The 12,258-nt window shown below is 66.3% G+C and carries 13 protein-coding genes; 8 read left to right on the plus strand and 5 right to left on the minus strand.

The genetic code is table 11. The features are described from left to right. Positions 1–79 precede the first annotated feature (79 nt). Positions 80–1,135, plus strand: a complete 1,056-nt coding sequence (locus tag ACQP1T_RS08305; protein ID WP_433759359.1) for a potassium channel family protein — start codon at positions 80–82, stop codon at positions 1,133–1,135. 23 nt (positions 1,136–1,158) lie between these two features. After that, positions 1,159–2,061: an NAD(+) diphosphatase gene (nudC, locus tag ACQP1T_RS08310; RefSeq protein WP_433759360.1), complete on the plus strand. Its 903-nt coding sequence runs from the start codon at positions 1,159–1,161 to the stop codon at positions 2,059–2,061. Positions 2,062–2,122: 61 nt separating this feature from the next. Here the strand turns inward: nudC and ACQP1T_RS08315 are convergent, their stop codons facing one another. Then, a complete protein-coding gene (locus ACQP1T_RS08315) occupies positions 2,123–2,353 on the minus strand; it encodes a mycoredoxin (RefSeq protein ID WP_040694747.1) in 231 nt (76 codons plus the stop codon). Between the two features lie 114 nt (positions 2,354–2,467). Between ACQP1T_RS08315 and ACQP1T_RS08320 the strand changes: the two genes are divergently transcribed. The 5 genes from ACQP1T_RS08320 to ACQP1T_RS08340 all read left to right on the plus strand — a co-directional run bounded on the left by ACQP1T_RS08320 (position 2,468) and on the right by ACQP1T_RS08340 (position 6,558). After that, on the plus strand, positions 2,468–2,923 hold the full coding sequence (locus tag ACQP1T_RS08320; RefSeq protein ID WP_433759361.1) for an EVE domain-containing protein: 456 nt from the start codon (positions 2,468–2,470) through the stop codon (positions 2,921–2,923). Next, positions 2,920–3,378 (plus strand): MarR family winged helix-turn-helix transcriptional regulator, encoded by a 459-nt coding sequence (locus ACQP1T_RS08325; RefSeq protein ID WP_433759362.1) that lies wholly within the window; start codon positions 2,920–2,922, stop codon positions 3,376–3,378. Before ACQP1T_RS08320 ends, ACQP1T_RS08325 begins: the two co-directional genes overlap by 4 nt. 58 nt (positions 3,379–3,436) lie before the next feature. Beyond that, positions 3,437–5,611, plus strand: a complete 2,175-nt coding sequence (locus ACQP1T_RS08330) for an ATP-dependent DNA helicase UvrD2 (protein ID WP_433762089.1) — start codon at positions 3,437–3,439, stop codon at positions 5,609–5,611. 108 nt (positions 5,612–5,719) lie between these two features. Then, positions 5,720–6,094, plus strand: coding sequence for a hypothetical protein (locus ACQP1T_RS08335; RefSeq protein ID WP_433759363.1), 375 nt, complete (start codon positions 5,720–5,722; stop codon positions 6,092–6,094). A 143-nt stretch (positions 6,095–6,237) separates the two neighbouring features. Next, the gene (locus ACQP1T_RS08340; protein WP_433759364.1) at positions 6,238–6,558 is read left to right on the plus strand and encodes a WhiB family transcriptional regulator; all 321 of its coding nucleotides are present in this window, start codon (positions 6,238–6,240) and stop codon (positions 6,556–6,558) included. A gap of 155 nt (positions 6,559–6,713) precedes the next feature. Here ACQP1T_RS08340 and ACQP1T_RS08345 read toward each other — a convergent pair whose 3' ends face one another. The 3 genes from ACQP1T_RS08345 to ACQP1T_RS08355 all read right to left on the minus strand — a co-directional run bounded on the left by ACQP1T_RS08345 (position 6,714) and on the right by ACQP1T_RS08355 (position 10,503). Next, on the minus strand, positions 6,714–8,066 hold the full coding sequence (locus ACQP1T_RS08345; RefSeq protein ID WP_433762091.1) for an ABC1 kinase family protein: 1,353 nt from the start codon (positions 8,064–8,066) through the stop codon (positions 6,714–6,716). Positions 8,067–8,141: 75 nt separating this feature from the next. Next, positions 8,142–9,005 (minus strand): hypothetical protein, encoded by an 864-nt coding sequence (locus ACQP1T_RS08350; RefSeq protein WP_433759365.1) that lies wholly within the window; start codon positions 9,003–9,005, stop codon positions 8,142–8,144. Positions 9,006–9,093: 88 nt separating this feature from the next. Continuing rightward, positions 9,094–10,503 (minus strand): zinc-dependent metalloprotease, encoded by a 1,410-nt coding sequence (locus tag ACQP1T_RS08355; RefSeq protein ID WP_433759366.1) that lies wholly within the window; start codon positions 10,501–10,503, stop codon positions 9,094–9,096. A gap of 127 nt (positions 10,504–10,630) precedes the next feature. Between ACQP1T_RS08355 and ACQP1T_RS08360 the strand changes: the two genes are divergently transcribed. Beyond that, on the plus strand, positions 10,631–11,656 hold the full coding sequence (locus ACQP1T_RS08360; protein WP_433759367.1) for a YlbL family protein: 1,026 nt from the start codon (positions 10,631–10,633) through the stop codon (positions 11,654–11,656). On the opposite strand, the gene ACQP1T_RS08365 is transcribed toward ACQP1T_RS08360, so the two are convergent. Beyond that, the gene (locus tag ACQP1T_RS08365) at positions 11,657–12,238 is read right to left on the minus strand and encodes a PPA1309 family protein (protein WP_433759368.1); all 582 of its coding nucleotides are present in this window, start codon (positions 12,236–12,238) and stop codon (positions 11,657–11,659) included. It abuts the gene before it with no gap. Positions 12,239–12,258 lie beyond the last annotated feature (20 nt).

A 12,258-nucleotide genomic window follows, 5' to 3' on the forward strand; every position in this document is an offset into this window, starting at 1 on the left:
AGGCTGCCGTGCGTGCCGGAGGGACAAGCAACGCCGGAGACGGCCGAGGTCGTGGCGAGCGCAGGGGCGGGTGCGTCCGATGTTCGGTGATCGCGCACGCAGTGTCGGACTGTCCAGTCGTCCGGATTTCGCGCTGGTCGGGGTGCTGCGCATTCCCGAAATCGAGACCAGCCCAGGGGCTTCGCTGGTGCGCAGGGTGCTGTTCGCGATCGGTCTGCTGTTCGCCGCGGCGCTGGTGGTGTACTTCGGTCGCGACGGGTACCGCGACAATTCCGGTGACGAGCTGTCGTTCCTCGACGCCCTCTACTACGCGACGGTGTCGCTGTCGACCACCGGCTACGGCGATATCGCGCCGGTGACCGCCGAGGCCAGGCTGGTCAATATCGTCATCATCACCCCGCTGCGCGTGCTCTTCCTGATCGTGCTCGTCGGTACCACCATCGGCGTGCTCACCGAGCGCTCCCGGCAGGCATTCAAGATTCAGCGTTGGAGGCGCAGCGTGCGTAATCACACCGTGGTCGTCGGATACGGGACGAAGGGCCGCACCGCGATCGACGCCATGCTCGGCGACGGCATACAGGCCGCCGATATCGTCGTGGTCGATACCGATGCGGTCGCGCTGGACGCGGCGGCGAATGCGGGCCTGGTGACGGTGCACGGTTCGGCCACCCAGTCCGATGTGCTCCGGTTGGCCGGTGCGCAGCGGGCCGCATCGATCGTGGTCGCCGCCAACCGGGACGACACCGCCGTCCTGGTGAGTCTCACGGCGCGCGAGCTCAATAAGAGCGCCAAGATCGTGGTCGCCATCCGGGAGGCCGAGAACACCCACCTACTGCGCCAGTCCGGTGCGGATTCGGTGGTCGTCTCCTCCGAGACCGCTGGCCGGTTGCTCGGCATCGCGACCACCACCCCGACTGTGGTGGAGATGATCGAGGATCTGCTGACCCCCGAACAGGGCTTCGCGGTGGCCGAACGCGATGTGGAACCGTCCGAGGTCGGCGGCTCGCCGCGCCATCTCAGCGATATCGTGCTCGGTGTGGTGCGCGGCGGTGAGCTGATCCGGGTGGGCGAGGCCGAGGTGGACGCGCTGGAAGCGACCGACAAGCTGCTCTACATCCGGCACGCACGCCGGTAATTCCGGCGCGATAGTCTCGAACCGTGGCCTCTGGATTTCAGCTCAATAGTGTTCCACTGCTTTCGCGTTCAGTGCTCGACCGGGCCGAGGAGATCCGGGCCGACGAACAGGCGTTGAAGGAGGGCTGGGCCGAGGCCGAGTTGCTCCGGATCAACAAGCGAGGGCAGTTCCGATTCGACGACGGGGCGCCGGTGCTGGAGCCGACGATCGAGTTTTCTGCCGAACCGAGTCCGGCCGCGGTCTTCCTCGGCATCCACGGCGGCAAGCACGTGTGGGCCGTGCGTGATGCCGAACTACAAGGCACGCTGACCGATCTGCGTGCCATGGCCGGCGGGCTGGACGATCTCACCGCCGACCTGCTCACCTCCGCGATGGCCCTGCTGAACTGGCATGACAAGGCCGCATTCAATGCCGCCGACGGCACCGCGTCCGTCCCGACGAAGGGCGGCTGGTCGCGGGTCACCGAGAACGGCGCCGAGGAGTTCCCGCGGATCGATCCGGCGGTCATCTGCCTGATCCACGACGGCGGCGACCGTGTCCTGCTGGCCCGCCAGAACACCTGGCCGAAGACGCTGTTCTCCCTGCTCGCCGGATTCGTGGAGGCGGGGGAGTCGCTGGAGCGGTGCGTCGAGCGGGAGATGCGCGAGGAGGTCGGCCTCGACGTGCGCGACATCAGCTACCTGGGCAGCCAGCCGTGGCCGTTCCCGCGCTCGCTCATGCTCGGCTTCGCCGCCATCGCCGATCCCGATCAGCCACTGATCTTTTCCGATGGCGAGATCGCCGAGGCCTACTGGTTCACTCGCGCCGAGGTACGCGAAGCACTGGCCGTCGGTGACTGGTCCGCCCAGAACCAGGGCGCGCGGCTACTGCTGCCGGGTTCGATCTCCATCGCGCGCACCATCGTCGAGTCCTGGGCCGCGCTCTGATCGAAGACATGCGAAAGATCCGTGCGGGCCGCTCGGTCCGCACGGATTGATTGCGGCCTGATCAGGCCAGCGCGGCCAAAGTCTGCTTGACCGCGGCCAGCGACGGATTCGTCGCCGTGGACCCATCCGCGAACTTCACCGTCGGCACCACATGGTTGCCGCCGTTCACACTGCCGACGAATTCGGCCGATGCGGGATCCTCTTCGATATCGATCTCGACATAGCTGATGCCGGACTCGTCCAACTGCTTCTTCAGCCGTCGGCAGTAGCCGCACCAGGTGGTCGAGTACATCGTCAGAGCGGGAGTCACGTCAGTCACGGACCGTTCAACATTTGACGGCCCGATCCTGTTCCATCGCCGAATTCCGACTTGCGAGGGATTTAGTATGCGCGCATACTAAATCCCATGACTGCTACTGCAACGACCACCAAGTACTGGCTGGGTGTGGTTTCTCGGGAGCATGTGCGCCGCGGTGTCGAACTCGGGATCGCCCAGGTCAACCATGGCAAGCGGACGCCGCTAGAGCGCATGCGGCCCGGCGACGGGTTCCTTTATTATTCGCCGCGCGAAGGTATGCGCGGTGGTGCGCCGATCAGATCCTTCACCGCCATCGGGATCATCGACGACCGGCCGGTGTGGCAGGCGGATCCGCAGGACGGCGGCTGCTTCCAACCGTGGCGGCGCGCGGTGCAGTATCGGACTGATGCGCGCGAGATCGCGATCGACGAACTGCGCGGCGAACTGGATCTCACCAGTACGCCGAATTGGGGCATGCTGCTGCGTCGTGGGCTGGTCGAACTGACCGCGCACGATTTCGCGGTAATCGAACAGGCGATGCTCAGTAATAAAGGAGGCATATGAGTGCGGATCGCGGTCTGCGCAGCCGATTCGCCGAGGCCGACGAAAGTCCTGGCCTGTTGCTCTGGCAGGTGACCAACCGCTGGCAGGCCGCTCAGCGCGCGGCCCTCGCCCCCTTCGACCTCACCCATGTGCAGTTCGTCCTGCTGGCCGCGCTGACCTACCTCGCCGCTGGCCGCGGCGAACCGGTGATGCAACGCGATCTGGCCGCCCACGCCGCCACCGATCCGATGATGACCTCCCAGGTGTTGCGCGCACTCGAACAGAAGGGATTGCTCGAGCGCCGCGACCATCCGCACGACCGCAGGGCCAAAGCCCTCGTCCCCACCGAAGACGGTGTGGCACTAGCGAATCGGGCCATAGTCGAAGTCGAGAACTGCGACCGCGACTTCTTCGCACCGCTCGACGGTGATACGGGCGCATTCGCGGGCGCACTGCGGCGCTTACGCGATCGCTAGTCGCGACTGAGCCTGCCAAATGCCCTTGCGGCACGACTTGTCGGCGGTCACTGCCATGATGTGTCTCGTGTCGGCAACCAGAACGAGCGAGCCCACCCGCCCGGAGTTGGACTCGTTGGACCCCGAACAGGCCGCCGCCGTCCGCGCGCCCCGGGGCCCGGTCTGTGTGCTCGCGGGTGCCGGTACCGGCAAAACCAGAACCATCACCCATCGCATCGCGCACCTGGTTTCCGCCGGGCACGTCAAGGCCGACCAGGTGCTCGCGGTGACCTTCACCGCGCGTGCGGCGGGGGAGATGCGCAACCGGCTGCGCGCGCTCGGTCTCGGCGGCGAGGCCAATCAGGTGCAGGCCCGCACCTTCCACGCGGCCGCGCTGCGTCAGCTCAAGTACTTCTGGCCGCAGATCGTCGGCGATGTGCCGTGGCAGTTGCTCGATCGCAAATTCCCGGTCGTGGCACAGGCCGCGCAGCAGGCCGGATTGTCCTCGCACACCGAAGCCGTGCGCGATCTGCTCACCGAAATCGAATGGGCGAAGGCCACTCTCATCGCACCGGAGGACTATCCGGCGGCCGTGGCCAAACATCGCCGCGAGCCGCCGTACGACCCGATGCGGGTCGCGGCGGCCTATAGCGGCTACGAGAAGTTGAAGGCCACACCGGACGGACTGCTGCTGGACTTCGACGATCTGCTGCTGCACACCGCCGCCGCACTGGAGGACTATCCGTCGGTGGCCGACGAATTCCGCGGGCGCTACCGCAGTTTCGTGGTCGACGAATATCAGGACGTCACGCCATTGCAGCAGCGGGTGCTCGACGCCTGGCTCGGCGACCGCGACGATCTGACCGTGGTCGGCGACGCCAACCAGACGATCTACTCGTTCACCGGCGCCACCCCGAGCTATCTGCTCGACTTCTCTCGCCGCTTTCCGGAGGCGACGGTGGTCCGGCTGGAACGCGACTATCGCTCGACACCGCAGGTGGTCTCGCTGGCCAACCGGGTGATCGGCGCCGCGCGCGGTCGCATCGCGGGCACCCGACTGCAATTGGTCGGCCAGCGTGAGGACGGCCCGGAACCGATGTTCGCCGAATTCGACGACGGCCCGGCCGAGGCGAATGCGGTCGCGCGGTCGATCAAGAAGCTGATCACCGCGGGCACACCAGCGGCCGAGATCGCGGTCCTCTACCGGATCAATGCGCAGTCCGAGGCTTATGAACAGGCGCTGACAAACCAGAACATTCCATATCAGGTCCGGGGTGGCGAGGGCTTTTTCGCGCGGAACGAGGTCAGGCAAGCCGTATCTGCGTTGCGTCAGGTGGCCGCTCGCGAGGATCTGCCCGATCAGTCCCGCAGTGGTAAGGCCTTGGTTACCTTGGTGCGCGCCGCACTCGCGCCGGTCGGTCTCACCGCAACCGAACCCGCGGGCGCTCAGGCGCGCGAGCGCTGGGAATCGTTGATGGCGCTGGTGCGCCTGACCGAAGAGTTGGTCGACCACGACGACGCACTCGACCTGATCGGCCTACTGCGCGAGTTGGCCGCGCGCGCCGAGGCCAGGCATCCACCCACCGTCCAGGGCGTAACCCTCGCATCGTTGCATGCGGCCAAGGGCCTGGAGTGGGATGCGGTGTTCCTCGTCGGTGTCGCCGACGGCACGCTGCCGATCACGCATGTGCTCGGCGACGACGGTTCGGTCGCCGATCAGGCCGCGCTCGAAGAGGAACGGCGACTGCTCTATGTCGGTGTGACCAGGGCGCGCGAATATCTGCAAGTGTCCTGGGCGCTCTCGCGCGGTGAGGGCAGTCGACGTACACGGCGGCGCTCGCGGTTCCTCAATGGCTTGGTGCCCGACGACTCGCCCGCCTCGCGAATCGCCGCGCCGGTCGCCGACAGTGCCTCGAATGGTGTGCGCCCGACCTGCCGGGTATGTGCCAAACCGTTGATCGGCACCTACGCCACCATGCTCGGCCGCTGCCGCCGCTGCCCGGCCGAACTCGATGCCGAGCTACTCGTGGCACTGCAGGCGTGGCGCGAGGAGAAAGCGCAGGATCTGCGGGTGCGTGAGTTCGTGATCTTCACCGACACCACACTCACCGCGATCGCCGAGCAACTGCCCGCCGATGACAACGCACTCGCCGCCATCCCGGGAATCGGGGCGAAGAAGCTCGAGCAATACGGGGCCGAGGTGTTATCGATAGTGGCATCACGGCTGCGGTCAAGCCCACAAAACCGCAGGTAGAAAATAGGTTGTCGCAATGAGCGGCAACACATATGGTGGGATTCACGCACCGGGAGGTCATCTCGGCGCGCAGAGTTACCGACACGAGTACAGGAGGGAGGCAGACCGATGAATGGCAATACGAACTTCAGCGCTGATGGCGTTGCGGTGAATGCTGGCCCCGTCATGTCGGCCTCCCGGGGGATCCTCGCGAGCAGTGTTCGTTCGCGCGACCTGCAAGCAGTCGCTTTGCCGGGGATCGGTCTGTCCGGCGTCGGCGTATCCGGGGATCACGGCAAAGCCATGAGCATGCATTCCCCGATTTGCGTCGTCATTCAGGACAAGCCAAGCGCGGGCTGGCACCCGGCATTTGCCCACACGGCAGAAGCCGGCGTCTTCGCAGTTGAGGCCGGATATGCGCCGGCAGATCTGCAGGCACGCCTCCGCCGCACCGCACACCCAGCGACCGTGATCAGGATTCGACAGAGATGTCGAACTAGGTAGGGAACACCTCCCCGACCTCCTGGCCACGGATCGCCCGAAGCGAAACCGTGGCCAGTATTTTTTACCGGCCCTTCAGCCACCACCGGCCTCGGTTTCGCGGAACGAACGAACGTACCGCTGCAAACGAGCTGAAGGAGAACGACGTGTTCACCGCAGAGAGGCCACAAGCCACTACTGACGTGACATGCCGAACCGTGGCACGGCCCACCCGTACCCGGGAGGTCACAAAGGTCCTGCCTTGTCGAGCCGGAGATCCCGATCTGTGGTTCGCCGAGAGCCCGGTCCAGTTGGAGCAGGCCAAGGCGCTGTGCGCGTCTTGCCCCATCCGAAAGGGCTGCCTGACCGCGGCCATGGATCGGCGCGAGCCTTGGGGTGTCTGGGGCGGTGAGATCTTCGACCAGGGTGTCGTGATCGCCCGCAAGCGCCCGCGTGGACGTCCACGCAAGGTCGCGATCTCGGCATGAGATCTGTGATTCCCCTCCCTCCGGTCGCTGAGGCCTATCCGGATACGGCCGAATCCGTTCCGTGTGGGGCCCAGGAACGAGAAAGCAAACAAGCCGCTCACCGTGAGATCCGGTGGGCGGCTCGTTTGCGTTCTCGGCCAATCGCTTTCGGCTTTTCAGCTCGCGGAGCGCTCCTCGCGGAAGCCCGGCATCCAGGCCCGCACCAACTGCATGAACGGCAGTTCCGCATCGAGCTGGGCCAGGATGCCGACCGAACCGCCGAGCACGCGGAAGATCATCACGTACTGCGCGGGCAGTTGCAGTGCCCGCGCGGTCTTCATATCCGGACTGCCGATATCAGAGGCCTTACCCGCCACCCGCTGCATCCACTTGCGGGTGAAGTGGAACGAATCGGTCTGGATCGGGTCGGTGAACGGCCGCAGGTAGTCGGCGATCTCCTTATCGGTAATGGTCCGGCCCGGAATCACCCAGCCGTTGTCGTACATGAGCTCGACCAGCTCATCGAAGCGTTCGTCGAGTTCGAGGGCCAGCATCCGACCGAGGACCTCCGGGAAGCCGTCCGGCATGGGTGCGCATGCGCCGAAATCGATGACGGCCAGTTTGCCGTCGGACAGCATCATGAAGTTGCCGGGATGCGGATCGGCGTGCAGCAGACCGACGGTCTCCGGTGAGGAGAAGTGGAATTTGCCCATCAATCCGGCGACCCGATTGCGCAGCGCACGCGTGCCCTCCGGATCCTCGGCTCCCTGCTTGATGATCTGTGAGACCGGGGTGCCGTCCAGCCATTCGGTCACGATCACCTTCGGTGCACTGGCCACTACCTTCGGCACCACGATCTCCGGATGTCCGTCGAAGGCCTTGGCGAAGGCGCGCTGGTTGGCGGCCTCATTGCGGTAGTCGAGTTCTTCCTCGGTGCGCTCGGTGATCTCGGCAAGCAGCGGCTTCACATCCGCGCCCGGAATCACCGAGCTGAGCAGACCGGTCATCCGCGACAGTGTCTTGAGGTCGGCGCGCAGCGCCTCGTCGGCGCCCGGGTACTGCACCTTCACCGCGACGGCCCGGCCGTCCGACCACACCGCCCTGTGCACCTGGCCGATGCTCGCCGACGCGGCCGGGGTGTCATCGAAGGATTTGAAGCGCTGCCGCCACTGGGTGCCGAGCTGCTGGTCGAGCACCCGGTGCACGGTCTCGGCGGGCATCGGCGGCGCCGCGGCCTGCAGTTTGGTGAGTGCCTCGCGATAGTGCTCGCCGAATTCCTCGGGTACCGCGGCCTCCATGACGCTCAGCGCCTGACCGAACTTCATCGCACCGCCCTTGAGCTCACCGAGCACGGTGAACAACTGCTCGGCGGCCTTTTGATTCAACTGGGCGTTGATCTCCCCCTTATCGCCACCGGCGAGCTTCTTACCGAACCCGACGGCGGCTCGTCCGGCGATACCCAGCGGAATCTTGGCCAACTTGGCATTGCGGGACGAGCGACGGCGCACGATCTCAGACACGTAACCCATCATGGCGGACAGACCCGTGCGATCGCCACGACAATCTTGATGTCTTTGCTTGGCGGACTGTAAGAATCGCCACTCTCACCCGGTGGTACCAGCGAAAATGCGGCGGCATCCGCACCCGTCGTGCGGTGGCCATTCCCGGCGCGAGATCCGGTACGTATCGAGTTCGAGTTCGATCGTGGTGTTCATGGTGTCGAGCTGACGCTCGGCGGAACAGTGCATGATCGCTTCGAGTTCGCCGAGCAGCAAAGCCGCCGTGGCCAGGATCCCGGCCGGTGAGGCGTGCCCCACCCGGCCCAGCAATTGGCTCGCCAGCTGCGGCCATTCCGGGTCGTACTCGCAGCGGGTCAGATCGAGGCAGCGCAGACAGCTCGTCAGTCCGGGAAAGACCAGCGGCCCGACCACGCCCTTGCCATCGCGAATGCGGACCTGCACATGTGGAATCCCGTGCAGCACCAGCTCATTGGCCAGGTGCGGTTCGATGACGAGCGCATCGGCCAGCACCACGAGCTCACCGTGCCAATCCAGCACCGAACCGTCGGCGCGGTACCCGCGCGAACGGCTCGGTCGCAGCCCGAGCCGGCGCAACCCGGTCGCGACCGCATCCGAGAGCGGACCGAGCCCGTGCACCCGCACCGAACGCACCCGCCCCAGCCGCGGATCCGGATGCAGCAGCAGGCCCGCGTGATCGATGCGATTCAGCAGCTCCGCCGCGTCCTCGGGTTCGATGCCACATTCCCCGGCCCGCCAGATGACCTGCGGGCGACTGTGCATGCCGTCGAGCAGTCGCAGGAATGCCAGCACGGTATCGGTATCCAATGCCGTCCGATCCAGTAGCAGCGCCCGCTCCGGATCCCACCCCAACTGCACGACCCCGGACGACCGCACCAATACCGTCACCCGCGGCGCCAGCATCGGCCCGCACATCCGCCTCGTAGTCATGGCAGCAGTATGCGGATCGGGTCATCGACGAATCAGCGCGAAACCCGCGGTAATCCACAGGAATTCGCGCTTATCAACAGGACATGTCTCAGGACGCGTCGGTGTCCTTGCCGAGGTTCGGGCCGGATTCACCGTCACCCTTGGCGGACTCGCGTTCGGCCTTTTCGCGTGCCTCGGTTTCGGCCAATTGGGCCAGCGGATCGTCGAAGGCATCCACGCCGCCGCCGATCACCGAGTCGATGAAGCCCGCGGGGGAGTCCAGATCATCCGAGTTCGGCAGCAGATCCGGATGCGCCCAGATGGCGTCCCTGGCGTCGATGCCCGCATCGGCGGTGAGCCGCCGCCACAGCGCCGCCGCCTCGCGCAGCTTGCGGGGCCGCAGCTCGAGTCCGACCAGCGTGGCGAAGGTCTGCTCGGCCGGACCGCCGGTGGCACGGCGGCGGATCAGGGTTTCGGCGAGCGCACCGGCACCCGGCAGTCGATCACCGACGGCCTCGGTGACCACGACCTGCACCCAACCCTCGATCAGGGCCAGCAGCGTCTCCAGCCGCTCCAGGGCCTGCTTCTGTTCCGGGGTGGTCTGCGGTTCGAATGCGCCCTGGGACAGGATCTCCTCGAGTTTCGAGGGATCGGTCAGCGACATCGGGTCGATATTCTGGGCCGCCGACTCCAGTGCGGAGAAGTCCATCTTGATGCCGCGCGCATAGTCCTCGACCGCGCCGAGCACCTGCTGACGCAGCCACGGCACATGTCCGAACAGGCGCTGATGGGCGGCCTCGCGAGCCGCGAGGAAGACCAGGATCTCGCTTTCCGGCTGCTCGAGGCCGGCGCTGAACTCCGAGATGGCCGCGGGCAGCAGCGCCGCGGTACCGGTCGGGCCGAGCGGCAGCCCGATATCGGTGGAGGTCAGCACCTCCTTGGCGAGTTGGCCGAGCGCCTGGCCGAGCTGTGAGCCGAAGGCGAGTCCGCCCATCTGCCCCAGCATGCCGACCATCGGACCGGCGAACTCGCGCGCCTCCTCCGGCAACTGTGCGGTCCACATGCCGGAGATCTGTTCGGCCACCGGATCACACAGCCGCTTCCAGGTCGGCAGTGTCTCCTCGATCCAATCGTTGGCGGTCCATGCCGCGGTTCTGGTGGCGCCCGCGGGCAGTGTGGTCGCGCCGTCCAGCCACAGTTCGGCCAGGTGCGCGGCATCGGCAACGGCCTTGATCGTGCTATCGGAGACCGGCGACACACTCGCGCCGAGCTGCTGGCGGGCCAATCGCTTGGCCACGTCGTAGTTGACCGGGCCGGATTGCGCCGAACCGGGCTGCCCCATCCCACTGAGCATCTGGCCGAGCGAGGTGAGCATCTGTCCTAGCTGGGCCGGATCGAAACCGCCCGCGCCTGCCCCGCCCAAGCCGAACGGATCGTTCGCCCCGGCACCGCTCGGCTCGTCGCCGCGCTTGCGGTCGTCGTCATCGCGGTTCGAGAATCCGAAGGGGAGGTCACTCATACCCCAAACATTACGCGTGTGGTGTAGGGGGTCGATGTTCGCGCGGCGCGAAATCCCCGGCACGCGCACGCCGGTAAATGTGCGCCTCGCATGACCCGGCGCGGCGGCGATCATTACTGTGGTCCAGGTGAATCGTCGGATCCTGACCCTGGTGGCCGCCCTGATCCCGGTGCTCGTCCTCGGTGTGGTGGGCAGTCTGCTCACTGTGCCCTTCGTCGCACTCGGGCCGGGACCCACGTTCAATACCCTCGGCTCGGTCGATGGCAAGCAGGTCGTCGATGTCCGCGGCGCCGAAGTGGACCCGGTGACCGGTCATCTGAATATGACGACGGTCTCGGTCCGCGACGGACTCAATATCTTCGAGGCGTTCGGGTTCTGGGTCAGCGGTGAGCACGGACTCGTCCCGCGCGCCGAGGTATATCCGCCCGGTGTCCCGCGCGAGGAGATCGATAAGTCCAATCAGCAGGACTTCAAGGATTCCGAGGGCAATGCCGAGGTGGCGGCGCTGCACTTGCTGAACCTGCCGACGGTGGTGTTGGTGCGCAAGGTCTCCGACGACGGCCCGGCCAAGGAGACGCTGAAGGCGGGCGACGAACTGGTCAGCATCAACGGCGCACCGATGACCGCGCCCAAGGATGTCGTCGCCGCAGTGTCTTCGCAGGCGCCCGGCGCTCAGATCACCGTGACCTACCGGCGTCAGAACACCGAGAACACCGCGACCATCACCCTGGCCGCCCGCCCCGACGATGCGAACAAGGGCTATCTCGGCCTGACCCCGACCGAGGGTGCGCGCCCGCCCATGGAGGTCTCGTTCAACCTCGCCGATATCGGAGGGCCGTCGGCCGGTCTCATGTTCAGTCTCGCGCTGATCGACAAGCTCACGCCCGGTGAACTGGACGGCGGCAAGTTCGTCGCCGGTACCGGAACCATCGATCAGGACGGCAAGGTCGGCCCGATCGGCGGCATCCAGTACAAGATGATGGCCGCGCGCGACGCCGGTGCGGAGACCTTCCTGGTCCCGGCCGCCAACTGCAATGAGGCCAAACAGCGCACACCCGAGGGTCTGCGCCTGGTGAAGGTCGAAAACCTCGGCGGCGCAGTGCAATCCCTCAACGACATCAACGCCGGTCGGGAGACCGTCTCCTGCGGCTGATCACTCCATCGTGTGGTGCAGTGCCTCGATGAGGTTCGGGGCCAGATTCGGATAGGTGCGCAGGTCGAGATCGCCGAAGTCGTCGGCATCGTCCTCGGGCTTGACCTGCAACAGGCACAGATCCGTGCCGGTGCGCAGTACCGCGGCGAACAGCCGGGCCGTGCGCCGTCCCGGATGTGTCTCGGCCGCGGCGCGTGCGGCGGCGTCGGCGGCCTCGTGATCGGCGAGCAGCGGGGTGAGCGCATCGTCGAGGGTGCTCTCGGCGTCCGGCGGCAGCACGACGATCTCCTGGACGAGCACACAGCCGCTCACGGCATCGGGCCAACTGGTGGTCGCGAGGAATTCGTCGAGCGCCATCGATCCGCCGGTGATGTCCTCCGGGAAGGACTCCTGCGCAATGGGAGTCAGCTCGCTGCCCTGATCCAGCTGTTCGAGCAATCCGGGTTCGGCCGCGACCAGATCGACGGTCGGCACCAGCGCGAACATCTGCGGCGGTCTGCCCCAGCCCTCGGCATCGACGAATTCCGCCACTTCACGGACGGAACGGGCGAGGACGAGTTCGGCGTGCAGGTCTGCGGTCACATCGATATCCAATCAAACGC

The organism is Nocardia sp. CA-135398 (assembly GCF_050955845.1).
Taxonomy (GTDB): Bacteria; Actinomycetota; Actinomycetes; order Mycobacteriales; family Mycobacteriaceae; genus Nocardia.

Excerpts from the sequence above, each read along its gene's own strand:
- ACQP1T_RS08320 (WP_433759361.1), top strand. The coding sequence starts at position 2,468 with ATGACTGCTACTGCAACGACCACCAAGTACTGGCTGGGTGTGGTTTCT.
- ACQP1T_RS08315 (WP_040694747.1), bottom strand. The coding sequence starts at position 2,353 with ATGTACTCGACCACCTGGTGCGGCTACTGCCGACGGCTGAAGAAGCAG.
- ACQP1T_RS08335 (WP_433759363.1), top strand. The coding sequence starts at position 5,720 with ATGAATGGCAATACGAACTTCAGCGCTGATGGCGTTGCGGTGAATGCT.
- ACQP1T_RS08355 (WP_433759366.1), bottom strand. The coding sequence starts at position 10,503 with ATGAGTGACCTCCCCTTCGGATTCTCGAACCGCGATGACGACGACCGC.
- ACQP1T_RS08345 (WP_433762091.1), bottom strand. The coding sequence starts at position 8,066 with ATGGGTTACGTGTCTGAGATCGTGCGCCGTCGCTCGTCCCGCAATGCC.
- ACQP1T_RS08330 (WP_433762089.1), top strand. The coding sequence starts at position 3,437 with ATGTGTCTCGTGTCGGCAACCAGAACGAGCGAGCCCACCCGCCCGGAG.
- ACQP1T_RS08305 (WP_433759359.1), top strand. The coding sequence starts at position 80 with ATGTTCGGTGATCGCGCACGCAGTGTCGGACTGTCCAGTCGTCCGGAT.
- ACQP1T_RS08350 (WP_433759365.1), bottom strand. The coding sequence starts at position 9,005 with ATGACTACGAGGCGGATGTGCGGGCCGATGCTGGCGCCGCGGGTGACG.
- ACQP1T_RS08325 (WP_433759362.1), top strand. The coding sequence starts at position 2,920 with ATGAGTGCGGATCGCGGTCTGCGCAGCCGATTCGCCGAGGCCGACGAA.